This window comes from Armatimonadota bacterium (assembly GCA_025059775.1).
In the GTDB taxonomy this organism is placed as follows: Bacteria; Sysuimicrobiota; Sysuimicrobiia; order Sysuimicrobiales; family Sysuimicrobiaceae; genus Sysuimicrobium.
Map to the genome: position 1 here is coordinate 97,975 of JANXCW010000008.1, position 21,452 is coordinate 119,426.

Consider the following 21,452-nt stretch of genomic DNA (forward strand, 5'->3'; position numbering starts at 1 on the left):
CGCGGGCCATGGCCCGGATGTGCTCGGGCGTGGTGCTGCAGCAGCCGCCGAGGACGCGCACCCCGAGGGTGAGGGCCCCGCGGGCGAACTCCGCAAGTTGCTGGGGGGTGGCGTCGTAAACGGGCCCGGCTTGACCTCCTTACCACCCGGTCTTGCAGTCCCAGGCGTTGCAGCCGCGCCCGGTTTGCCCCGAACGTGCACGTGAGGACCAGCTCCGCGCCCGCCTCCACGTAGGCCCGGTGCACGGCGGCGATGGCCTCCGGACGTTCCAGAACCCAGGCCTCTTGTGCCCTCCCGGGAGGCAGGCCCGCGGCCAAGAGCATGGTCCCCATGGCCCCGTCCGCCAGGATGGGCGGTCCGTGCTGCAGGCGGTCCAGGAACGCCATCGCTACCCGTACCCCAGCTCCTCCAGTCGATCCTCATCCAGCCCGAAGTAGTGGGCGAGCTCGTGGAGCACCGTGCGCCGGATCTCCTCCCGCAGCTCCTCCTCCGTCTCGCACGCCGCCACGAGTGGCCGCAGGAACACCGTGATGCGGTCCGGCACGAGCGGTGGCTCCAGTCCCCGCTCGGGGAGTGGAGTCCCCTCGTACAGGCCGAAGAGCAGGTCTCCAGGCCTCAGTCCCACGGAAGCCAGTTGCTCGGGCGTGGGTTCGTCCTCCACCACCACGTGTACGTTCTCCAGGGCCCGCCGAAATTCAGGCGGGAGGGTGCGGAGGACCTCCTCCACGAGGCGCTCGAAGCGCTTCCGGGTCACGGGGCCTTTACGGGCTCCGGCGCGGGTGGGTAGATGAGTTTCGGCAGCACCGCCTCGATCTCCGCCCGGTAGGGCTCCAGCCAGGGCGGCAGCACCAGCCGCTCGCCCAGGTGTTCAGGATCCTCGTCCACCGCGAAGCCCGGACCATCCGTAGCAAGTTCGTACAGCACCCCGCCGGGCTCGGAGAAGTACACGGACTGGAACCAGAACCGGTCGATGGCGGGAGTGGGGCGGAGGCCCGCCAGGAGTACCCGCCGTCGCACCTCCTGCTGGTGGTCCTCGTCCGCCACCCGCCAGGCCAGGTGGTGCACCGTACCCACGCCCCACCGTCCACGGCCCTCCCACGGCCGCTCCTGGACATCCAAGAGGCCGCCTGACCCACCTCCTGCCACCCTGTACCGGTGCCACCCATCCTCCTCCGCCACGTGGTCGAGGCCCAGGATGTCCTCGAGGAACTGGGCGGTGGGCCGCCTCCGCTGCACCCACATCCGGGCAGCATGCAGGCCCCGGATCTGGTGCTCGGGCGGGACCGGGCTTCCTTCCCAGGGCGTAAACGGGCGATCCTCCGCCTCCACCAGCGCAAGCCGCAGCCCGTGGGGATCCGTAAAGGGCAGGACGGGTTCTCCGAACCGGACCTCACGTGGCTCCGTACGCACCCCGTATCGCTCCAACCGCTCCCCCCAGTACCGGAGGCTCCCGCGGGGAACGGCGAGAGCCACCTCCACCACAAGCCCTGTTCCCAGCCTTCCCGGGGGCATGTGGGCCCACGGGAAGAAGGTGAGTTCCGTTCCCGGGTGGCCCTCCGCGTCCGCGTAGAAGAGGTGATAGGTCCCGGGGTCGTCCTGGTTCACGCTGCGCTTCACCAGGCGCATCCCCAGCACCCCCGCGTAAAAGTCCACGTTCTCCTGGGCGGGACCGGAAATACAGGTGATGTGGTGCAGGCCCAGGACCGGTCTCATGGTCCACCTCCTGGGTGCTTTCCCCAAGCGCCCTGCTCACCCCGCGTTCCGGCCGCCCGCTCTACCTCGTCCGCGAGTCCCTCGAGGAACTCCTCGTCCGCGTTCAGGGACTCCGTGCGCCGGAACTCCAAGCCCAGCTCCCGGGCGCGCTGGGCGGCCTCGATATCGAGATCGTACAGGATCTCGAGGTTATCCGCCACGAACCCGATGGGGACCACCAGTACTGCCGTGGCTCCCTCCGCGCGGACCTCCGGGAGGATCTCCAGGATGTCCGGGCCCAGCCACGGGATTCCGCCGTGGCCTGCGCTCTGGTACGCGAACCGCCACCGCCAGAGCCCCACCCGGGCGGCCAGCGCCTCGCAGGTCTCCTGCAGCCGCCTCGGGTACGGGTCATCCCACTCGAGGATGCGTTCGGGTAGGCTATGGGCGGTGAAGACCACCGCGACCGGGTCCGCGAGTTCCACCAGGGCCTTGCGGATGCGCCGCGCCAGGGCACCCAGGTAGCGGGGGTTGAGGTGCCAGGTGCGCACGGCCCGCAACGTCGCCTCCGGGTACTGCGCGAGGACGGGTGTCGCGTACTCCAGGTACTCGTCCACGATCATGCGGGACTCATGAGGCGCCAGCACCAGTGCCACGATCTCCCGCACGCCATCCTGGAGCATGCGGCGCGTCACCTCAGGGATGAAGGGGTCCGCGTGCTTCATGGCCAGGTATACCCGGAACCGGCCTGGGGAGCGGCGATCCAGGGATGCCTGAAGGGCCGTCGCCTGAGTCTCCGTGATGGCCCGCAGCGGAGAGGCCCCGCCGATCCGGAGGTAGCGCTCCCGGAGGTCCTCCAGCTCCGCATCCGAAGGCCGCCTTCCCCTCCGGATGTGGGTGAAGTACGCCTCCACCTCCTCCAGGTTGCGCGGAGTACCGTACGCCATGAGCAACACCCCGATGGGGTCAGCCCGCCCCATCCTTTCCCTCCCTTCTGCCCCGCTCGTGTACGAAGTGCACCACCATCGCCAGCTTCCCGGGATCCGTCTCCGGTGGGACCCCGTGTCCCAGATTGAAGATGTGCCCCGCCAGGCGCTTCCCCTCTTCCAGGATGGCGCCCGTGCGGGAGAGCAGATGCGCCTCGGTTCCCAGCAACAGGGTCGGGTCCAGGTTGCCCTGCACCACCGACTTTCCGGATTGGGCTGAGGCATCCCGTAAACGCACCCGCCAGTCCACCCCGAGCACCTCCGCGGGGAGGTCCACAAAGTGCGCGAGCAGGTGGGAACTCCCCGTGGAGAAGTAGATGCGGGGAACGGTGGGGCCTACTGCCTCCAGCATGGCCACGAGGTGGGGTCGGACGCTGACCACGAAATCCTCGGGGGAGAGTGCCCCCACCCACGAGTCGAAGACCTGCACGAGCTGTACCCCTGCCTCCACCTGGGCCCGGAGGTACCGACCGAGATTGCGGGCCAGGGTATCCAGGAGCCGGTGCCACAGCTCCGGGTTTCGGTGGAGGAAGGTCCGGGTTCGGGGCCAGTCGCGACTCGTCTGTCCCTCCAGAAGGTAGGCGGCCACCGTGAAGGGGGCGCCGGCGAACCCGATGAGGGGCCGGTCAAGGGCGGAGCGCACCAGCCGGATGGCCTCGAAGGTGAAACGGATCCGATCCGGATCGAGTTCCGGGAGGTGCGCTAGACGCTCCACCTCCACCCGCACCACGGGTCCCTTCCCCTCCTCCAAGTAGAAGTCCAGCCCCATACCCCACAGGGGCACCAGGAGGTCGCTGTAGAGGATGGCGGCGTCCACGTCCAGGCGGCGCAGGGGCATGAGGGTGATCTCCGCGGCCAGTTCAGGGTCCCGGAGGAGCTCCCGCATGGGGTACCTTCGCCGGAGGGCTCGGTACTCGGGGAGGTAGCGGCCCGCCTGCCGCATGAACCACACGGGCGTGGTGTCTACGGGCTCTCCCCGGGCGGCTCGAAGGATCCGGTCCCTCATCGCACCAGCCGGGTGGAGAGGTACAGGATGGAGATCTGCAGGGCGAGGTTCGCGCGGCCGATCCAGGTGGCGAGGGGGACGAACCGACCGCGCCGGTGCGCGACCCGGGGCGCGATCCAGAGGTCGTGGACAGCTTTGAGGGCGATGGCCGTGGCCACCAGGGGGAGCTTCACCGCAAGGATGCCCCCACGGGGATCCCATCCCGTGGCCAAAAACCACAGTCCCGTAAGCACCAGCACCACCACCGCAGCCCAGGAGACCGTGCGGAAGACCCGCCCTAACGCCCGGAAGGCCCCGGGATCCTCGCGGCGGAGGCGGGGTGCGGCCAGGAAGAGGAGCACGTTCCCGCCAACCCACGTAGCCGCGGCCAGGACGTGGAGGAACACCAGGGCTCCCACCGGTCAGCGGGCCTGCCCGGAAACCCACTCCGCGACGTGCTCCGGCTCGAGGAGGACCTCCCGCCGCACGCCCCATCCGAAGTGTTCTTCGGACAGGACGAAGACCCGTTGCGGGACAATCCGGAAGAACCGGATGTCGGACCGTTCCGCAATCACCTCCGCCACGGCAAACCGTCCCCGGGCGGAGGGGAAGCGGGTAAGGTAGTGCGCGATGGCCTCTTCGGCCTCCGGACCGCGGAGTAGCTGAGCGACACCGCTCAGCTGGATACCCCGCAGGGGCCGGGTCTGGGGCGGGTAGATGGCCGCGGCCACCTGAGCGGTGCGGAGGATGTCCTGGGCGTGGCGGGTCTGCACTCGGGACATGAAATAGAGGAGGGGACGATCCACCAGCTCCCACGCATACAGTACGGGCGCGGCCCAGGGCCCCTCGGGTCCCACGGTGGCCAGGGTCATGACCCGGTTCTCCTCCAGCAGGTCGAGGAGGACCCGGTACGGATCCGTCACGGGCCGAACACCTCGTCCAGCACCTCGTCCACGCTGCCATACCGGGCGGTGTAGATGGGGATGTCCCGCAGGGTGTACGGCCGGGCCGCGGTCCCGCGCATGGCCACCACGAGATCGCTGAACCGCTCCAGATCATCCGTCTCGTAGGCCACCACGAACTCCCAGTCTGCAAGCCCCGTGGCGTACAGCAGCAGTTGGTCGATGTCCTCGTATGCGTGTCCCACCCGGGCATGCTCTGCCATCATGGCGCGTCGGACCTCCACGGACAGCTGGTACCACTCGTGGGTCTTCGTGAAGGGATAGACCACGAGGTACTGCTTGCGCGGCCCCGGGACCCGCATGGTGGTACCGCTGCGGCCGGTGTACGGAGAAGGCCGGATGAAGCCCCACAGGGCATCCCGCAGGAGGAGCTCCGTGCGCACGAAGCACCGGGCCGCGGCCCGATACGCCTCGGGACGAGAGGCGGCGATCCACACCCCAAAGGCCGCGTCCGCCCGGAAACCCACCAGGCTGTAGGTGTAGATCGCCACCACACCGTCCTGCCCCGCCGCCAGGTTGACGGCTTCCCGCACTCGCCCGCCCCCCTGCCGCGTGCGGTCCTCGGGCGGAACCTGGAAGAACAGAAACCCGTGGATCCTCGCCAGCTCCATCGTCTCCCCCCGACAGGACACTCGTCAGGCTCAGCCACTTCCCCGCAGGTCTAGGCCTTCCGGACTCCCCGACGGCGGCCTGCCGCGGCCCCCCGAGCCGTCCGCCTCTTTGGCCGGGCCACCTGGGCCCGGCGGCCTCCGCCCCCCCGGCGGCCGGTGCGTCTCAGCTCCCGTTTGAGGGCCTGCAGGTCCTCCAGGCGGATCAGAAACGACCGCCCCACCCGCTGGGCAGGTAGCCTCCCCTGATGGATGTACTTGTACACCGTCACCGTGGTCCGGCCCAGGTACCTCGCGGCCTCCTCGACCCCGAGGGTTCGTGGCGCAGCAGGGGCCATCTCCGGGGCCTCCGGCTCCGCGACCTCCAGAGCAGGGGTGGCTTTCTCCGGAGTCCCGATGCTGTGGAGGGCGCTTTGCAGGGCGTGGACCGTCCGTTGGAGGTACTCTTCGATCTCCGCCGCGCTCATCTCCCGCTGGGCGGCCTGGGTTTTCACGATCTCAACGGCCATGTGGAGGATGTCGGACAAGGTGCACCTCCAAAGGGGAAACCGTTTCCAGCGTGATCCTATCGTACCATCCATTCCCGGAGTTGAATTCACAATTGTGTTCTATCATATCATTGTATTCTATTATTCGGACGCACACGGCCAGAGGGAGGCCCTGGGACCGGGCCGACACCCGTGGCTGCGGATCTGGTCCTGCAGGCGCTTGCGGGCTCGCACGCACGGCACGAACAGAGGAATTCCGCCCCCCTTCCCCTTTTGACAGGGGGAAGGGGGGCTGCGTATACTTGCGGCAAGCCGCCGGCCGGGCGGCGTGGGAGGGACCACCGCGGGCGCGCGGTGGTCGGAGAAACCCAACGGGCCCAGCGGAGTCCTTCCCCTCCGTCTGGGCCCGCGTGTTCTGGAGAGTTTAAGAAGGGGGCCGGGGGAGCCGAAGCTCTATTGAGGAAAGCCATGGAGATCCGGACGGTGGGGGAGTACCTGCAGGCGGCGCGGTCCGACGAGCGGCTGACGCGCACCACGCATCACTACATCGCGGACATGATCGAGTACTTCGGGCCGGAGAAGGTCTTCGAGGGAATCTACGGAATGAGCAAGCAGCTCCAGGACATTGTCAGCTACTTTCGGGGATACGCCATGTCCATGGAGCGCCGGCTGCTCCTGTTGGTGGGTCCGCAGGGATCCGGCAAGAGCATGACCGTGGACAAGCTGAAGCGGAAGCTGGAGGAGTACTCCCGAACAGAGGCGGGTATTCTGTATGCGGTGGAGGGCTGTCCCTTCCACCAGCACCCCTTCGATCTCGTTCCCCATGAGGTGCTGGACCAGTACGGCCTGTACTGGCATGAGGAGGCGGTGCCCTGCCCCGTGTGCGAACGGCTCATCCGCCGGCTCGGGGGATGGGAGCACGTGCCCGTGAAGCGGATCTACATCTCCGCCCGGCACAAGGTGGGGATCGCCAAGCATACCCCCACGGACCTGCGTCGGGAGGACATCACCAACTTCGTGGGCAACATCAACTTCGCCATGCTCAAGGAGCGGGGCTCCACCTACGACCCGGATGCCTACGACTTCGAGGGCAAGATCATCTGGGCGAACCGGGGGATCCTGGACTGGACGGAGGTCTTCAAGAGCCGCCGGCAGCTGCTGTCCTTGCTCCTGGAGCTCATCCAGTCCAAGCGTGTGGACCTCGCCAACTTCCCTACGGTGCATGTGGACCTCGTGGTCATCGGGCACACCAACTACCCCGAGTACAACGTCTTCCTGCAGGAGGACATCATGGAGCCCCTGCGGGGTCGAATCCACAAGATCGACTTCCCGTACAACATGGACCTCGCGGGGGAGATGCAGATCTACCGGACCCTGGTAGAGCGGGCCAACCGCCGCCGCGGGGAGCGCAAGCACGCGCCCCAGGACGTGTACGAGCTGGCCGCCCGCTATGCCCTCAAGACCCGGGAGGAATCCGGAGGAATGCGGGGTCTGAGCCCGCGGTTCTTCGAAGACGCCTTCTCATATGCCTACGCAAAGGCGGAGACCTGCCTGGATCTCGAGCTCATCTCCGAGGCCATCGAGCGTACCTTCGAGCACCAGTCCATGAAGGACCTGAACCTGAAGGAGCTCCTGCGTCAGTTCGAGGAGACCAAGATGGAGTTCATTCAGGGAAAGATCTCCCTCATCGTGGAACGCATTGTGCCCACTCAGTTCTTTGAGTACGGCCAGAACCTCTACCGGAACTACCTCGATGCCGTGAGCCGGCACGTGCTGGGGGAGCCGCTGGCGGAGCGGGAGAAGGAGCTGCTGGACGAGGTGGAGGGGATCCTCATCGCGAAGCGTCAGATCAGCCGTCAAGGGCGGCTCGCCTTTGAGAACGTGCTTGTGGAGCGCAAGGAGGAACTCATCAACCTGCCCTACACGGAGAACGAGCACCTACGGGGAGCCATCAACGAGGTGGTGTTCAACAAGATCAAGAACTGCCTGCGTCTCTACGACAAGACGGAGGAGATGGATCCGCAGAGCCGGGCCTTGTTGCAGACCCTGTACCGCACCGCTCAGGAGGAGTACGGGTACTGCGAGGTATGCGCGCGGAGCCTACTGAAGATCATCGGGCGGAGCGTGTAGGCATGCGTATTCACCGGGCGCGGATCGCAGAGCACAAGCACGACCATCTCCTGCGGGAATACCTGAAGCAAAACCTCCACGAGCTCATCCAGCAGAAGGAGCTGGTGATCGACGGGAAGGTGAAGACCTCCATCACCACCCTGGACCTCCCCACCCTCCGGTACGGGGAGGAGGAACGGTTCCTGGCCCAGGGTGCGGGGCAGGCGCAGGGCACAGGGGGCCAAGGGGGGGAGGAGGTGTACGCGGTCGGGGGGCTGCTGGGCGGGGATCATCACGGCAAGGAGCTGCGGGTGGAGCTGGACTTCGAGGAGTTCGTGCGGCTCGCCCAGGAGGTGCTCCTGGAGGAGCTGCAGCTGCCGGTCCTGCACCATCTGAGCCGGGGCGGGGAAGTGGAGACGGAGGACCTGCCGGAATTGGATGACCTGGACCGGTGGGGACTTGCCGCGGACCTCAACCTGGAGGAGACCATGGTCACCAGCCTCCTCCGGAACATCCGGGAGCGGGGCGTGGCGGAGTACGACGTGGACCTGCGGCTGGACGGCTGGTACTTCGTGGAAGACCCCGCCGCGGACCGGAACCACCGCTCCCTGGAGATCTACGTGCTGGACATCTCCGGCTCCATGCGCGGGGACTACTTGGCCCTGGTCCGGAAGATGATCTTCCTGCTGTGGTATGCCCTGGAACGTCGCTACCCCACCAACCTCCGGCGGTACGTGGTGTTCCAGGATGTGGCGGAGGAGAAGACCCGGGATGAGTTCTTCTCCGTGGAGAGCAGCGGGGGAACCCACATCAGCGCGGGGTTGGAGAAGGCCATGGAACTGCTGGAGGGGGTGAGCGAGTACGACAAGTACCTGTTCCTGTTCACGGACGGGGAGACAAGCAGCGGGGATTTCGAGCTCGCGAAGCGGCGGTTCGAGGAGGCCCTGGAACGGTTCGACGTGGTCAGCTACGGGCACGTGAACCCCGGTGGCCGGGGCATCGGGGGATTCAGCGAGTACGTCCAGGAGCTGAGCCGACGGCGGCCCAACCTGTCCTTCGTGAACCTGGTGGATCTGGACTCCATCCGACAGGCCCTGCGGGAGTTCATCCCCTACCTCAACGGGGAAGGGGGAACCATAGGATGCGCGAGTACGAAACGGTCATCGCGCGGGTGGAGGCGCTCGCCCGGGACCTGGGCCTGAGCTTCGATCCCGTGGTCTTCCGCCTCACGGACAGCGAGGAGATCGCGGAAGTGGCCAGTATGGGGCTTCCGAACCGATTCGTGCACTGGTACTGGGGCGGGGCCTACAAGGAGATCCACGCTCAGCAGTCGAAGGCGGTGTTCAGCATCCTGGAGCTGGTGCTGAACACCCGCCCCTCCTATGCCTTCCTGCGCCGGACCAACACCTACCTTCAGAACCTCTGCGTCATCGCCCACGTATACGGACATGCGGACTTCTTTGCGAACAACCACTGGTTCCGGAAGTCCAACAAGGGCATCCTCAACCTTGCGGAACAGCATGCCCGCACCTTCCGCTCCTTCGAGGAGCAGTACGGTCGGGAGACGGTGGAGCGGCTGCTGGATGCCTGCCTCACTGTGGCCACCAGCGTGAACGCCTTCGAGCGGGATCCCGCCCGGCGCATGCGTCGGGTCATCTACTACCTGGAAGCCCGGGCCCCCCTCCAGGACCACGAGCGGTACATCCTGGAGGCGGTCCGGCAGGAGGCGGAGTACTTCGATCTCATCCAGCGCACCCACATCATCAACGAGGGCTGGGCCACTTTCGTGGAGCTGGAGCTGCTGCGGGAGCTGGTAAGCGCCCGGCAGTGGGCGGAGGTCAGCAGCTCCATCTGCAGCCGGCCGACCACCTACATGATCGGCTATACCCTCTTCCAGTACATCCGGCGGAGCTGGGGGTGGCAGAAGGCCCTGGAGGTGCGCCGGTTCTACGAGGACGTGCGCCTGATCGACGAGATGCTCACCCAGGAGCTCGTCCACCGGTTGGACCTGTTCGTGTACGATCCCCGGGACCGCACGAAGAACACGGAGGTGGGGGCCGTCAAGGAGATGCTCATCCAGCAGAAGCTCTACAAGGGGGATCCCCCCATCGAGGTGGAGGACCCCACTGGTCCCCGGGACCTCACCCTGGTGCACGTGGAGGAAGGGAAGAAGCTGGACCCCAAGCGCATCGCCCTCTACCTCCGGTCCGTGTACACCCTCTGGCGGAACCCGGTCCGGCTGCGGGCCAACGGCAAGGTGTACACCTACGACCGGCGAGGGCTCTCGACTTCGTAGGGTGGTATAATGGCTTAAGCGCGGAGGAGGGGGGAACCGTGATCTGGATGAAGGTGAAGGGCGTTGCCATGGATCACCAGATGAACCCCGTGGTCCTGCTCACGGACGCGGAGGAGCGGTTGGCCCTCCCCATCTGGGTGGGCCCCGCGGAAGCCCAGGCCATCGCCCTGCAGCTGCAGGGGATCACACCGCCCCGCCCCATGACCCACGACCTTCTGCGCAACATCCTCCAGAGCATGGACGTCTCCGTGAAGCGGGTGGTGGTCACGGACGTCCGGGACCAGACCTACTACGCGGAGATCCACCTGGTGCGGGACGGGAAGGAGAACGCCATCGACTCCCGGCCCAGCGATGCCATCGCCCTGGCCCTGCGGATGAACGCCCCCATCTTCGTGGACGAGAAGGTCGCCGCCCACGCCATTCCCCTCCGGAAGGAGGAGGATCAGGACCAGGAGATGGAGGAGTGGCGGCGGTTCATCGAAAACGTCAAGCCCAGCGACTTCAAGCGTTCGCTCCACTGAGTCCCCCAGAACGGGCCGGGCAACTTTTGCCCGGCCCGTTCTCAGGCCTAACCCGCCGAACCCTCTCCCCGATACCCGGGCTCCTGAATCATAAAAAATTTTAAAAATCCCCCCCCCCGCTGTCCCAACCTTTGATCTTTCATAAATTCATAAATTTTATGGCTTTTTATGGCCCGTCTGGCCCATTGATGCAGGATCCCCCATTGCTCGGGGCGAACTTTGGCAAACGTCTATGGGCCCGAATGGGTGGGGCCCGAAATCTCCCGAGCGAGGGATGGCGATGCACTGGCCAAAGGCGATGGCCGCGCTAGCTTCCCTGTGCCTCATCCTCCTGGGTTCCTCCGGAGCCTTCGCGCAAGGCCCCTTGTACACCGTGCAGCCGGGAGACACTCTTACCCGGATCGCAGCGCGCTTCGGGATCAGCGCGCGAACCCTGGCGGAGGCCAACGGGCTTGTGGACCCGGATGTGCTCCGGCCCGGGCAGGTGCTTCGGATCCCGGGGCGGGTGGGTGAGAGTGCGACCCGGCCGGAGGGATCCGTGTACGAGGTGCGGCCCGGGGACACCCTTTGGCGCATCGCCCACCGGTACGGGACAACCCCCGAGCGCCTCGCGGCCCTGAACGGAATCCCGGTGGAGGGCCCTCTGCAGATCGGGCAGCGGTTGAAGGTGCTCGCCTCTCCCCCCGCGGGCCCACGGTTCCGGCCGGCCTCCCCCTCCTCGCGGGGAGCGGTGCTGGCGGTCTTCGCCCGACGGTTCCTGGGAGTGCCGTACCGATGGGGAGGTACGGGCGCCAGCGGGTTCGATTGCTCGGGGTTCGTCTACGCCGTGTTCCGGCAGTTCGGGCTCTTCCTTCCCCGCACCTCCTTTGAGATGTTCGGGGTAGGAAGGCCCGTCTCCCCCCCGGAGCCGGGAGATCTTGTTTTCTTCACCACGTACCGCCCTGGCCCCTCCCACGTAGGGATCTACCTAGGCGGGGGCTTCTTCATCCACGCCTCCTCCGCGGGGGGACGGGTGCGGATCGACTCCCTGCAGGACGGCTACTACCGGGCCCGCTTCGTAGGTGCTCGCCGGGCATACTGAGAACCCAGCCCCATCCCTGGTAGGATGGGGCTGGAGAGTGTCCGTACGCCTGCGCCTCGCCATCCTCCTCGCGAGATCCGCGGCCCACGTGAGCCGTGGCCTGCGGTGGGGCGGGGGGACTACGCTTCCAGGACGGCTTGCCCGGCGGATTTCCCCTGGGATCGTGGAAATCCTCGCCTCCCAGCTCCCGAGGGGTATCGTGGCGGTGAGCGGAACCAACGGGAAGACCACTACCGCGCGTCTGGTAGCGGAGATGGCCCAAGCCGCGGGTCTGCGTGTGGTGCACAACCGGGCGGGGGCGAACCTGCCCGCGGGCATTGCCTCCGCCCTGGTGGGAGCCGCGGACCTACGGGCCCGGGTGCAGGGGGATGTAGGGGTATTTGAGGTGGACGAGGCCGCGTTCCCCCTCCTCCTTCCGGTCCTCCGTCCCCGGGTGGTGGTCCTCCTCAACCTCTTCCGCGACCAGCTGGATCGCTACGGCGAGGTGGAGGCGGTGGCGCGGCGATGGCGGACCGCCCTCCAAGGGCTTCCGGAAGCCATCGTGTGCTTCAACGCGGACGACCCCCAGGTGGCGGAGGTGGCTCGGGATCTGCCGCAGGCCACCGTGCCTTTCGGGGTGGAGGATGAACGTTGTGGGCTGGAGACCCTGGAGGACGCCGCGGATGTCCGGTACTGCTACCGGTGCGGGGCTCCGTACACCTACCAGGTGGTGTACCTCTCCCACGCTGGTCGGTACAGGTGCGAGCGGTGCGGGGTGCGGCGGCCGGATCCCGCGGTGTACGCGGAGGCGATCCACCTGGACGGGATGCGGGGAACGGAGGCGAGCGTGGTCTGGCCCGGGGGATGCCTGCGGGTGCGGATTCCTCTTCCGGGCCTGTACAACGTGTACAACGCGCTCGCGGCCACCGCAGCCGCGCTTTCCCTGGGCGTTTCCGGGGGCGCCCTCGAGCGGGCCCTGAAGGGCTTCCGACCTGCCTTCGGTCGGGCAGAGCGGCTGCGGTGGCGTGGGAGGGAGCTGGAGATCCTGCTCGCGAAGAACCCCGCGGGACTCAACGCCCTGCTGCGAATGGTGGCCCGCCACCCTCCTGCATCCCTCCTGGTGGCTATCCACGACCGGACCGCGGACGGGCGGGACGTCTCGTGGTTGTGGGACGTGGACTTCGAGGGGCTGCAGGATTCCCCGAAGCGCATCGTTGCCAGCGGCCTCCGGGCCACGGACTTGGCTTTGCGGCTCCGCTACGCGGGGATCCCGGAGGAGCGGCTGGTGGTGGAGCCGGATCTCGCCAGGGCCCTGCACACCGCCGCGCAGGGTGTCCCCGAAGGGGAAACCCTGCTCGTGCTCCCCACCTACACCGCCATGCTGGAGCTGCGGCGGATCCTGCAGCGGGAGGGCGTTGCTCCGGATTTCTGGGAGGCTTGAGGTGGAGCTGCGGATCGCGCATCTCTATCCAGACCTCCTGAACCTCTACGGCGACCGGGGGAACCTCCTCTGCCTGCGGTGGCGGGCAGAGCGGCGGGGGATCGCGGTGCGCGTCACCCCCGTACGGTTGGGAGAAGTCCTGGACCCGGAGGCGCATGACCTCATCTTCCTGGGGGGCGGGGAGGATCGCCAGCAAGCCCTCGTCTCCCGGGACCTTCAGCAGAAGGCCGAGGCGCTGCGATCGGCGGCTGCCCGGGGCGTGGTGATCCTGGGGGTGTGCGGGGGATATCAGCTTCTGGGGCGCGCGTATCGGCCCGCGGAGGGGGAGGTCCTGCCGGGTGTGGGGGTGCTGGACGCGGTGACGGAGCATCCAGGTCCCCGGGCCGTGCGGTTCGTGGGCGATGTGGTGGCGGAGTGCACGCTTCCCGGGATCGGGACCTTGGTAGGATACGAGAACCACGGGGGCCGGACGCGTCTGGGACCGGGGGTCCAGCCCCTCGCGCGGGTGGTGGTGGGGTTCGGGAACAACGGGCAGGACGGTACGGAGGGGGCAGTCTGCGGGACGGTCTTCGGCACATACCTGCACGGCCCGGTACTCCCCAAAAACCCGCGGTTTGCGGATCACCTGATCCGGCTGAGCCTCCGCCGCCGCTACGGGGAGGTTGGCCTTGCGCCGCTGGACGATCGCTTTGAGGAGGCGGCCCGTCGGGTGGCCCTGATCCGGGCCCGGGTGCGGAACCGCTAGGTACTTGGTGTCTCCCTGCCTTGGACCAGGAGGACCGCGGCAAGGATCAAGGCTCCGCCCAGGATCTGCGGGAGATGCAGGCCTTCCCCCAGCACCGCGTACCCGCTCAGAGCGGCCACCACGGGCTCCACGGTGGCCACGAGGCTTGCGCGACTCGCGGGCACGTGCCGCAGTCCGGTGATGTACAGCCACTGGGGGAGGAGGGTGATAACCACCCCCAGGTAGAGAACGGGGCCGGCTGCCCGCATCACGTGGTGGGGGGAGAAGCGCTCCAGGGGAACTCCCGCAGCAAGCCCCAGGAGCACTAAGAACACGGCTCCGAATCCCAAGGCGTAGGTGAGCACCGCTCGTGGGTCGTACCGCCGCAGGCCCAGCTTCCCGAAGATGCTGTACAGCCCGTAGGTGAGTCCCGCGGCGAGCCCGGCCAGGACTCCGGGGAGGTTCAGACGGAGGGCAGTGGGATCGTAGGCCCGCACCACCAGCAGACACCCGCAGAAGGCCAGCCCCAGCGCCGTCCCCTTCCGCGCGCCGAGCTGCTCTCCCAGCACCACTCGTGCGATCACCGCCACCCATGCGGGTGCGGTGTACAGCAGGATGGCCGCGGTGGCCACGGAGCTGAGGCGGATGGCGGTGAAGTACGCGAGGAAGAAGAGGGCGATGCTCACGAACCCGTACGCGGCGAAGAAGCCGAGGTCCCGTACACGCACCCGCAAGCGGTGGGGTCCTGTAAGGGAGGTCACTCCCAGCATCCCCACGAACGCGATCCCCGCCCGCCAGGCGGAGGCCTCGAAGGCGCCCACTCCTGCCGCGTCCGTCCAGCGTACCGCGATCCCCATGGTGCCCCATAGCACCGCGGCCGCGAGGACAAGAAGGTCCCCGGTCCGGTTCACCGGATGCACGGAGGGCGGGTTCGCGTCCTGGGCCGGAAACTCCTCGTGCCCGGAGACGTTATACTTTGCAGGGAGTGGCCCGAGACGGAGGTGTGGGATGGAACCCAGGGAACGGGGGGTGCGTCCTGTGCCCATGCAGGAGGCCGTCCGGAGGCTCGTGGAGGCCGCCCAGGCCGCAGGGCTGCAGCTGGATCCGCGCACCGTCCAGTTCCAGGAGAAGCCCTATCCGTGCTACGAATACGTTCTGCGGCTGCAGAGAGCCCACAGCCTCCTGTGCATGCCCGCGGAAGTGGTAGAACCGGACAGTTGGCAGGAGCGGACCTACGAGTACATGCGCCGGGCCCGTCGCTACCTGGAGCGGTTCCTGGACATTCAGGAGCGGGTGGACCGGTCCGCGCGGGGCATTCCCAGATTCCAACAGGTGCTCAAGCCATGATCCTGGAGCAGATTCCGACAGGTCCCATCGGGACCAACTGCTACCTCCTGGGGGACGAGAAGACCCGACGGGCGGTGGTGGTGGATCCTGGAAGCGACGCCCCCGTGATCCTCGAGCTGTTGCGCCACCACGACCTCCAGGTGGAGACCCTGGTGGCCACCCACGGCCACTGGGACCATGTGGGGGCGGTACGGCCACTCCAGCAGGCCACGGGCGCCCGATTCCTCGCGCCCGCCGGGGATCTGGAGCTCATCCGGAACGCGAGCGCCTCCGCCCTTCTGCTGGGCGTGGTGGTGGATCCCCCTCCGGATCCGGACGGGTTCCTGGAGGAGGGAGACGTCCTCCAGGTGGGCGAGCTGAGCCTGCGGGTGCTTTCGGCCCCCGGGCACACCCCGGGCCACGTGATCCTGGTGGGCCCGGGGTGTGCGTTTGTGGGGGATGTGATCTTCGCGGGAAGCGTGGGACGCACGGACCTGCCGGGCGGGGACTGGGACACCTTAATGGAGACCATCCGCACCAAGGTCCTCACCCTTCCCGAGGAGACCGTGCTCTATCCCGGACACGGCCCGCCCACCACCGTCCGGAGGGAGCGACTGAGCAATCCCTTCCTTGTGGGTCTCGTGCGGACGCGGGACTGAGCCATGATGCGCTTCCGGATGCCGCCGGAAGCCTCCCTGGTGGCCCTCGCTCTCCGGGTCCAGAACCTGGATCGGATGCGGGCGTTCTACGAGGGACTCCTGGGCCTGCGGGAGGTAGGGCGCAGGGGGGAAGAGGTCCGGTTGGCGCCGGAAGGCCGGCGGTTCCAGTTGACCCTGGTCCACAGCCCCTCTTCCCCCCTCCATCCCCTGGGTGCCGTGGGGCTGTACCACTTTGCCCTTTTGCTCCCCGACCGCGCCTCCCTCGCCCGCGTGGTGCGCCGGCTGCTCCTCGCGAACTGGCCCTTTGAGGGGGCAAGCGACCACGGGGTATCGGAGGCCTTTTACCTGGCGGACCCCGAGGGGAACGGCGTGGAGCTCTACCGCGACCGTCCGCCTGCCTCCTGGCCGCGTCGGGACGGGGAGATCGTCATGGTGACCCGCCCCCTCGACGTCCCTGGCCTCCTACAGGAGGCCAGGGAAGCCGGGCCCCTCGACCCCGGGACCCGGCTCGGGCACGTTCACCTCCGCGTGGACGATCTCTCGCGCGGGGAAGCCTTCTATGCGGAGATCCTGGGGCTGCAGGTCACCCAACGGGGCTATCCCGGGGCCCTCTTCCTCGCGGCCGGGGGATACCACCACCACGTGGGTTTGAACGTGTGGGGACCGCGGCGCTGGCCACCGGAGGGGGCTACAGGGCTTCTGTCCTACACGTGGTGGGTTCCCCCGGAGGCCCTTGCGGCCCTGGAGATCTGGTTGCGGGCCCGGGAGGTGCCGTACGGGACACGGGATGGCGACCTGGTACTCGTGGACCCCGCCCGTGTGGAGGTCAACTTGACGGCGCAGCGACCGGAAGCTCGATGACGAACCGGGCACCGCCCTCCAGGCGGTTGTCCGCGTAGATCTCACCCCCGTGGTCCCGGACGATCCCATAGGAAATGCTCAGCCCAAGCCCCGTGCCCTGCCCCGGGTCCTTGGTGGTGAAGAACGGATCGAAGATGCGGTGTAGGTGCTCGGGGGGAATTCCGGGGCCCGTGTCCGCCACCTCCACAACCACGCGGCCTTCCCGGTGGGTGGTACGGATCTCGATGCGCCCGCGGCCTCCCGCCAGAGCCTGGGCTGCATTGTTGATGAGGTTCAAGAAGACCTGCTGGAGCTGGTACAGGTCGCCCTCGATGGGGGGGAGGTCCTGGGCTAGGTCCAGCACGAACTCCACCCCGGCCCGCTCCAGCTCATACCGTCGCAGGGCCACGGTCTGCTCCAGGGCCGCGTTGACGTCCACAGGACCGCGCTCGTGGGCCTGCTGTCGGGCGAAGGTGAGGAGGTTCTGCACGATGCGGCGGGCCCGGTCCGCCTCTTGCAGGACGATTCCCAGAGCCCGGCGAGCATCCTCCCCTTCCAACTCCCCGGCCTCCAGCAGCTGCGCATAGCCCAGCACGGAGGTGAGGGGGTTGTTGAGCTCATGGGCCACTCCCGCAACGAGCTGCCCGAGGGCTGCCAGCTTCTCGGACTGCACCAGCCGCGCCTGTGTCCGCTCCAGCTGCTGCGTGCGCTCGGCCACCATGCGCTCCAGATCCTCCTGGTACGCCCGCAGCCGTTCGCGGGACTCCCGGAGTTCCCGGACCAGGACGTTGAACACCTCCACCATGCGCCCCACCTCGTCACGGCGGCGTCCTGCGTCCAGGCGCACCTCCAAGTCGTTGCGACGCACGCGGTCCATGGCCGCTGCGAGGGCGTCCAGGGGACGGGTGATGCTGCGGGTGAGGACGGTGGCGGTGAGCAGGCCCAGGAGCAGGGCAAGGATGGCTGCCCGGGTGAGGCTGCGGGTGAAAGCGAGGATTGAAGCGTTTACCCGCTCCAGCTCGGACTGGAACCGGGTCCGCTCCACCTCCAACGCGGCCCGCAGGGAGGTGGAGAGGGCCAGGACGTCCTCGAGGATCGCGGGGAGCGCGCTCCGGAGGAAGGCGGCGTAGGCCTCCGACCCCCCGGTTCGGTAGCGTGCGAGGGCCTTCTGGACGAAGTCCTCGAACCGGCCCATGGCGGCTGCCCGCTCCGCCAGGAGCGGCTCGGCTTCCGGGACCCGCGGCCACGTGGCGGTTGTGGGGATCCCCGCGCCCGGGAGGGCGGAGAGGGGTTGGGTCGCGGGATCCAGGGCCAGCGCGAGGAGGGCGTTGCACCGGACCCAGAAGGCTCGCTCCCACCGGTAGGAATCCAGGAGGGCCCGCGTGTGGTCCGCCATGTGACGCGTGTGCTCCAGCTGCTGGCGGAAGAAATCCGGCAACCATCTCTGCGCGAGCCACCATGCCACGGCTCCGTTCTCTGCAAGCGGGTCCGGGGTGCGGGCCGCGAGATCCCGCAGAAGCCTCCGCAGCTCCGCGAACCGGGTCAGGACCCTCCGGACCGCTTCCCGCTCCTGGGCCGGTGGGCTTTCCTGGAAGGCCCGGACCGCGGAGGCAAAGGCGGCCTGCGCGGCCCGGATGCGGACAAGAAGCGGCTGTACTTCTGGTTGAGGCGGGATGGTATCCAGGGCGCGTTCCGCGAGGCGGCGGGTGAGCTCGAACTGTACCCCGGTTTCCGGCGCAGGGAAGACGCGTCCCTGGAGCGCTAGGAACAGCTGACGCTCCGCGAGGACCTGCGCGGAGAGGGCTGCGGCCGTGAGCCGGGCACCCCGGTCGAGATTCCGGGCGGCATCCGCGATCCACTCCGTGGCGAGCGCGGAGAGACCGAAGGCGAGTCCGACCAGGAAGGAAACCGCCAGGTATCCCGCGAGGATCTTCCAGCCGATCCCGGCCCGCATACCCCACGCCCTTGCTCCCTCCCATCTTCCGGAAAACCACGTCCGCGGGCAAGGAAGGTGCAGGGGAGCTCGGGCGCACGTGGAAACAAGGCTCTCCAGGAGGGAGGCTATGGGGCGAATCGTGGATCTCAACTGCGACCTCGGGGAGTCCTTCGGGGTGTGGCGGTTGGGCGAGGATGAGGCGGTCCTCCCCGTCATTACCTCCGCGAACCTCCCCTGCGGGATGCACGCGGGGGACCCCGTGGAGATGACGCGGGCGGTGCGGCGGTGTCGGGCGTACGGGGTGGCCGTGGGGGCCCATCCGGGGTATCCGGATCTCGTGGGATTTGGACGCCGCAAGATCCCCATGCAGCCCGAGGAACTCACCGCCTACTGCCTGTACCAGATTGGGGCCCTGGAGGCCATCGCGCGGTCGGAGGGCGCTTCGCTCCAGCACATCAAGCTCCACGGCGCCCTCTACAACGCCGCAGCCCTGGAGGAAACGGTGGCCCGGGCCGTGGTGGAGGCTGTGCAGCGGGCGTATGCGGACCGGATCCTGGTGGTGCTCGCGGGGTCCGTGCTGGAGCGGATAGCCCGCGGAGCAGGGCTGCGGGTAGCCCGGGAGGCCTTCTGTGACCGGGCCTATCGCCGGGACGGGACGCTCGTGCCGCGGGAGGAGCCCGGCTCGCTTTTGGTGGAGCCTTTTGCGGTGGCCAGCCGGGCGGTGCGCCTCGCGTACGGGGAGCCCATCGAGACCGCAGACGGCGGGCAGGTGGTGGTGGAGGCGGACACGCTCTGCATTCACGGGGACACTCCCGGAGCCGGGCAGCTGGCCCGGGCGGTACGGGCGGCCCTCGAGGAAGCCCACGTGACGGTGCTTCCCATGGGGGAGTGGCTGTGAGAGGGGCGTGCCCCTTGGGCTGCCCCTAGGGCGGGCGGATGGAGCCGCTGGAGCGTACCAAGCGCAGGGCATATCTCGTGGTCTACGCCGTCTCGCTGTCCACCATCGGGCTTGCGTGGGTCCTGCGGGCGGAGCTGGATCGGTTCGTGCGCTTCGGGTTCCCGGCCCTTGCCGGTGCTTTGGTGGTCACCTTCGTGCTGCTGTACGCCCGACGGATCCCGCTTACCGTCCTGGAACGGGCTTTCTACGCCTTTCTCGCCACCTGGGGGCTTGCCTACCTCCTCCATACCCTGTACGGCCTCGTGGACCCCCTGGCCTCCCGACAGGAACTCCTGGAGGGGGTGTTCCCCGTCCTGTTGACCCTCTGCGTGCTCGCCCACGTCTTCTTCCAGTCCTGGCGCGCCACCGGGGCCGCGGGTTCCGTGGCCATCATCTTCGCCCTCGGAGCCCTGCCCCTGCTGGTGAGGCCTGCCGCCCACTGGCCCCTTGTGATCGCCTTCCTCCGGATGGAAGCGTTCGCCGTGGCCCTCATCGCGTGGCTGCACGTCCTCTCCCTGGTCAAGGAGCAGCTGGCGGCCGAGAGAGCCCGGGCGAACACGGATCCCCTCACGGGCCTATTGAACCGGAGGGGGATCTTCGCGGCCTTCGACATAGAGGCGGAGCGCCACCGGCGCTACGGGCACCCCCTGAGCGTGGTGCTCTTCGATGTGGACCACTTCAAACGGATCAACGACCGCCACGGGCACAGCGCGGGAGACCGGGTGTTGGTGCGCGTGGCCCGGATCGTGCAGGGAGTCATCCGACCCGCGGACTCCCTGGCCCGGTGGGGCGGGGAGGAGTTCCTGCTCCTGCTCCCGGAGACCCCGTTGGAGGGAGCGGTGGACCTGGCGGAGCGACTGAGGAGGGAAATCGCCTTGCAGGGCACGGAGCTCGGCTCCATCACCGCGAGCTTCGGGGTCGCGGAGTTCCACTCCAGCGATAACCTGGGAGCTTTGGTGCGCCGGGCGGACGCGGCCCTGTACCGGGCGAAGGAGCGTGGGCGCAACGCGGTGGTGGCGCAACCCGTGGAGTCCGGGGGGTAGCCCGCTACCCGGGCCTGCGCTGCAGAAGCCAGATGCAGTTTCCGTCCGGATCCCGCAGGCAGGCGGCCCGGGCGCCCCATGGGTAGTCCTGAGGGAGCCGCTCGATGGAGACTCCGAGATCCTGGAGGGCGGCACAGACAGCGTCCACGTCGTCCCCCCGGAAGCTCAGGTGATCCAGCCCCAGGGGGTTCCCCTTGAGATCGAAGGAACGGAGGGGTGCAGGAGGAGCATCCGTGCGGAACAGGTACAGGGCCACTCCCTGTGCCCGGAGGCAGGCGGAATCCTCCGTAACGTAGTCGGGCTCGAATCCCAGCATCCGGTAGAAGGAGACCGCCCGTTGCAGGTCGGAGACCGCCACACCCACGTTGTCCAGACCCAGAATCACGGGATCCTCCCGAACGGTGTAGGCTTCGACCCCCCTCAGGATACCACCCTGGTCACGGACAACGGCGCCACCGGCTGGGTCCCTTCGGGATGCGTACGGGAACCTGCCGTCCGCGGACGAGTCCAAACCGCAAGCCGGCTGGAGGACTGCAGGTTGGGGAAACGGGCTTCCGCAGCGGTCCTCCGGGATCTGGTGGAGACGACCGGATTCGAACCGGCGACCCCCTGGTTGCAAACCAGGTGCTCTCCCGCTGAGCTACGTCCCCGTCTCCTGTCTCATCATACCAGGGCCCGCGGCGGTTCTACCGGTACTTGATGCTGGTGACCTTGGGCTGCAGGAAGTACAGGAGGTAGTCGGGGCCCCCCACCTTGGCGTCCGTTCCGCTCATGTTGAAGCCCCCGAAGGGGTGGACGCCCACCAGGGCTCCCGTGCACTTCCGGTTGATGTACAGGTT

General features: G+C 67.9%; 24 protein-coding genes, 1 tRNA gene and 1 pseudogene. 12 read left to right on the plus strand and 14 right to left on the minus strand.

Translation table 11 applies throughout. The annotated features are described in order from the left end of the window. Positions 1-155: 155 nt before the first annotated feature. From N0A24_07660 to N0A24_07700, 9 genes and pseudogenes are all read right to left on the minus strand, one after another. Positions 156-386 (minus strand): annotated as a pseudogene (locus N0A24_07660) (homocysteine S-methyltransferase family protein). A gap of 2 nt (positions 387-388) precedes the next feature. Beyond that, complete coding sequence (locus tag N0A24_07665) at positions 389-754, minus strand: metallopeptidase family protein (protein ID MCS7173254.1); 366 nt, start codon at positions 752-754, stop codon at positions 389-391. After that, positions 751-1,713, minus strand: coding sequence for a ring-cleaving dioxygenase (locus tag N0A24_07670; protein ID MCS7173255.1), 963 nt, complete (start codon positions 1,711-1,713; stop codon positions 751-753). Before N0A24_07670 ends, N0A24_07665 begins: the two co-directional genes overlap by 4 nt. Next, positions 1,710-2,672: a ferrochelatase gene (gene hemH, locus N0A24_07675; protein ID MCS7173256.1), complete on the minus strand. Its 963-nt coding sequence runs from the start codon at positions 2,670-2,672 to the stop codon at positions 1,710-1,712. Before hemH ends, N0A24_07670 begins: the two co-directional genes overlap by 4 nt. Beyond that, positions 2,659-3,684: a uroporphyrinogen decarboxylase gene (gene hemE / locus N0A24_07680; protein MCS7173257.1), complete on the minus strand. Its 1,026-nt coding sequence runs from the start codon at positions 3,682-3,684 to the stop codon at positions 2,659-2,661. Before hemE ends, hemH begins: the two co-directional genes overlap by 14 nt. After that, positions 3,681-4,070, minus strand: coding sequence for a copper transporter (locus tag N0A24_07685; protein ID MCS7173258.1), 390 nt, complete (start codon positions 4,068-4,070; stop codon positions 3,681-3,683). The genes hemE and N0A24_07685 overlap by 4 nt, the downstream gene beginning before the upstream one ends. A 15-nt stretch (positions 4,071-4,085) precedes the next feature. Next, positions 4,086-4,586 (minus strand): pyridoxamine 5'-phosphate oxidase family protein, encoded by a 501-nt coding sequence (locus tag N0A24_07690; protein ID MCS7173259.1) that lies wholly within the window; start codon positions 4,584-4,586, stop codon positions 4,086-4,088. Beyond that, positions 4,583-5,236: a chlorite dismutase family protein gene (locus N0A24_07695; GenBank protein ID MCS7173260.1), complete on the minus strand. Its 654-nt coding sequence runs from the start codon at positions 5,234-5,236 to the stop codon at positions 4,583-4,585. The genes N0A24_07690 and N0A24_07695 overlap by 4 nt, the downstream gene beginning before the upstream one ends. Before the next feature lie 50 nt (positions 5,237-5,286). Beyond that, a complete protein-coding gene (locus N0A24_07700; protein ID MCS7173261.1) occupies positions 5,287-5,760 on the minus strand; it encodes a helix-turn-helix domain-containing protein in 474 nt (157 codons plus the stop codon). Positions 5,761-6,189: 429 nt separating this feature from the next. Between N0A24_07700 and N0A24_07705 the strand changes: the two genes are divergently transcribed. The 7 genes from N0A24_07705 to N0A24_07735 all read left to right on the plus strand — a co-directional run bounded on the left by N0A24_07705 (position 6,190) and on the right by N0A24_07735 (position 13,893). Then, positions 6,190-7,851: a hypothetical protein gene (locus N0A24_07705; GenBank protein MCS7173262.1), complete on the plus strand. Its 1,662-nt coding sequence runs from the start codon at positions 6,190-6,192 to the stop codon at positions 7,849-7,851. A gap of 2 nt (positions 7,852-7,853) precedes the next feature. Further along, entirely contained in the window at positions 7,854-9,032 is a 1,179-nt protein-coding gene (locus N0A24_07710; GenBank protein ID MCS7173263.1) for a DUF444 family protein, read from the plus strand. Then, the gene (locus N0A24_07715) at positions 8,972-10,126 is read left to right on the plus strand and encodes a SpoVR family protein (GenBank protein ID MCS7173264.1); all 1,155 of its coding nucleotides are present in this window, start codon (positions 8,972-8,974) and stop codon (positions 10,124-10,126) included. The genes N0A24_07710 and N0A24_07715 overlap by 61 nt, the downstream gene beginning before the upstream one ends. Before the next feature lie 47 nt (positions 10,127-10,173). Further along, on the plus strand, positions 10,174-10,647 hold the full coding sequence (locus N0A24_07720) for a bifunctional nuclease family protein (GenBank protein ID MCS7173265.1): 474 nt from the start codon (positions 10,174-10,176) through the stop codon (positions 10,645-10,647). A gap of 280 nt (positions 10,648-10,927) precedes the next feature. Next, a complete protein-coding gene (locus tag N0A24_07725; protein MCS7173266.1) occupies positions 10,928-11,728 on the plus strand; it encodes a LysM peptidoglycan-binding domain-containing C40 family peptidase in 801 nt (266 codons plus the stop codon). Positions 11,729-11,765: 37 nt separating this feature from the next. Then, positions 11,766-13,148 carry a Mur ligase family protein gene (locus N0A24_07730; protein MCS7173267.1) on the plus strand — a complete coding sequence of 461 codons (1,383 nt, stop codon included), beginning with the start codon at positions 11,766-11,768 and terminating at the stop codon, positions 13,146-13,148. Position 13,149: 1 nt separating this feature from the next. Beyond that, on the plus strand, positions 13,150-13,893 hold the full coding sequence (locus N0A24_07735; GenBank protein ID MCS7173268.1) for a glutamine amidotransferase: 744 nt from the start codon (positions 13,150-13,152) through the stop codon (positions 13,891-13,893). On the opposite strand, the gene N0A24_07740 is transcribed toward N0A24_07735, so the two are convergent. After that, positions 13,890-14,783 (minus strand): EamA family transporter, encoded by an 894-nt coding sequence (locus N0A24_07740; GenBank protein MCS7173269.1) that lies wholly within the window; start codon positions 14,781-14,783, stop codon positions 13,890-13,892. The genes N0A24_07735 and N0A24_07740 overlap by 4 nt on opposite strands. Before the next feature lie 97 nt (positions 14,784-14,880). Between N0A24_07740 and N0A24_07745 the strand changes: the two genes are divergently transcribed. Genes N0A24_07745 through N0A24_07755 form a run of 3 tightly spaced genes read left to right on the plus strand, consistent with a single transcriptional unit; the run spans position 14,881 to position 16,718 of the window. Continuing rightward, positions 14,881-15,219, plus strand: a complete 339-nt coding sequence (locus tag N0A24_07745) for a hypothetical protein (protein ID MCS7173270.1) — start codon at positions 14,881-14,883, stop codon at positions 15,217-15,219. Further along, positions 15,216-15,857 carry an MBL fold metallo-hydrolase gene (locus N0A24_07750; GenBank protein MCS7173271.1) on the plus strand — a complete coding sequence of 214 codons (642 nt, stop codon included), beginning with the start codon at positions 15,216-15,218 and terminating at the stop codon, positions 15,855-15,857. Before N0A24_07745 ends, N0A24_07750 begins: the two co-directional genes overlap by 4 nt. A 3-nt stretch (positions 15,858-15,860) precedes the next feature. Continuing rightward, on the plus strand, positions 15,861-16,718 hold the full coding sequence (locus tag N0A24_07755; protein MCS7173272.1) for a VOC family protein: 858 nt from the start codon (positions 15,861-15,863) through the stop codon (positions 16,716-16,718). Here N0A24_07755 and N0A24_07760 read toward each other — a convergent pair. Continuing rightward, complete coding sequence (locus tag N0A24_07760) at positions 16,684-18,651, minus strand: ATP-binding protein (GenBank protein MCS7173273.1); 1,968 nt, start codon at positions 18,649-18,651, stop codon at positions 16,684-16,686. The two genes, N0A24_07755 and N0A24_07760, sit on opposite strands and share 35 nt — an antisense overlap. A gap of 109 nt (positions 18,652-18,760) precedes the next feature. On the opposite strand from N0A24_07760, the gene N0A24_07765 reads away from it, so the two are divergent. Both N0A24_07765 and N0A24_07770 read left to right on the plus strand, forming a co-directional pair. After that, positions 18,761-19,531 (plus strand): LamB/YcsF family protein, encoded by a 771-nt coding sequence (locus N0A24_07765; protein ID MCS7173274.1) that lies wholly within the window; start codon positions 18,761-18,763, stop codon positions 19,529-19,531. Between the two features lie 38 nt (positions 19,532-19,569). Further along, a complete protein-coding gene (locus tag N0A24_07770; protein MCS7173275.1) occupies positions 19,570-20,613 on the plus strand; it encodes a GGDEF domain-containing protein in 1,044 nt (347 codons plus the stop codon). A gap of 4 nt (positions 20,614-20,617) precedes the next feature. Here N0A24_07770 and N0A24_07775 read toward each other — a convergent pair whose 3' ends face one another. The 3 genes from N0A24_07775 to N0A24_07785 all read right to left on the minus strand — a co-directional run. Next, complete coding sequence (locus tag N0A24_07775) at positions 20,618-20,998, minus strand: VOC family protein (GenBank protein MCS7173276.1); 381 nt, start codon at positions 20,996-20,998, stop codon at positions 20,618-20,620. A gap of 190 nt (positions 20,999-21,188) precedes the next feature. Continuing rightward, a tRNA-Ala gene (locus N0A24_07780) sits at positions 21,189-21,263 on the minus strand. A gap of 36 nt (positions 21,264-21,299) precedes the next feature. Next, the coding region (locus N0A24_07785) for an L-glutamate gamma-semialdehyde dehydrogenase (GenBank protein MCS7173277.1) at positions 21,300-21,452 on the minus strand (153 nt) is incomplete at its 5' end.

What these genes read in the sequence shown, in the direction of transcription:
- N0A24_07725 (MCS7173266.1), top strand. Translation starts at nt 10,928, where the DNA reads ATGCACTGGCCAAAGGCGATGGCCGCGCTAGCTTCCCTGTGCCTCATC.
- N0A24_07670 (MCS7173255.1), bottom strand. Translation starts at nt 1,713, where the DNA reads ATGAGACCGGTCCTGGGCCTGCACCACATCACCTGTATTTCCGGTCCC.
- N0A24_07755 (MCS7173272.1), top strand. Translation starts at nt 15,861, where the DNA reads ATGATGCGCTTCCGGATGCCGCCGGAAGCCTCCCTGGTGGCCCTCGCT.
- N0A24_07710 (MCS7173263.1), top strand. Translation starts at nt 7,854, where the DNA reads ATGCGTATTCACCGGGCGCGGATCGCAGAGCACAAGCACGACCATCTC.
- hemH (MCS7173256.1), bottom strand. Translation starts at nt 2,672, where the DNA reads ATGGGGCGGGCTGACCCCATCGGGGTGTTGCTCATGGCGTACGGTACT.
- N0A24_07705 (MCS7173262.1), top strand. Translation starts at nt 6,190, where the DNA reads ATGGAGATCCGGACGGTGGGGGAGTACCTGCAGGCGGCGCGGTCCGAC.
- hemE (MCS7173257.1), bottom strand. Translation starts at nt 3,684, where the DNA reads ATGAGGGACCGGATCCTTCGAGCCGCCCGGGGAGAGCCCGTAGACACC.
- N0A24_07695 (MCS7173260.1), bottom strand. Translation starts at nt 5,236, where the DNA reads ATGGAGCTGGCGAGGATCCACGGGTTTCTGTTCTTCCAGGTTCCGCCC.
- N0A24_07720 (MCS7173265.1), top strand. Translation starts at nt 10,174, where the DNA reads ATGAAGGTGAAGGGCGTTGCCATGGATCACCAGATGAACCCCGTGGTC.
- N0A24_07750 (MCS7173271.1), top strand. Translation starts at nt 15,216, where the DNA reads ATGATCCTGGAGCAGATTCCGACAGGTCCCATCGGGACCAACTGCTAC.
- N0A24_07760 (MCS7173273.1), bottom strand. Translation starts at nt 18,651, where the DNA reads ATGCGGGCCGGGATCGGCTGGAAGATCCTCGCGGGATACCTGGCGGTT.
- N0A24_07765 (MCS7173274.1), top strand. Translation starts at nt 18,761, where the DNA reads ATGGGGCGAATCGTGGATCTCAACTGCGACCTCGGGGAGTCCTTCGGG.
- N0A24_07770 (MCS7173275.1), top strand. Translation starts at nt 19,570, where the DNA reads ATGGAGCCGCTGGAGCGTACCAAGCGCAGGGCATATCTCGTGGTCTAC.
- N0A24_07745 (MCS7173270.1), top strand. Translation starts at nt 14,881, where the DNA reads ATGGAACCCAGGGAACGGGGGGTGCGTCCTGTGCCCATGCAGGAGGCC.
- N0A24_07715 (MCS7173264.1), top strand. Translation starts at nt 8,972, where the DNA reads ATGCGCGAGTACGAAACGGTCATCGCGCGGGTGGAGGCGCTCGCCCGG.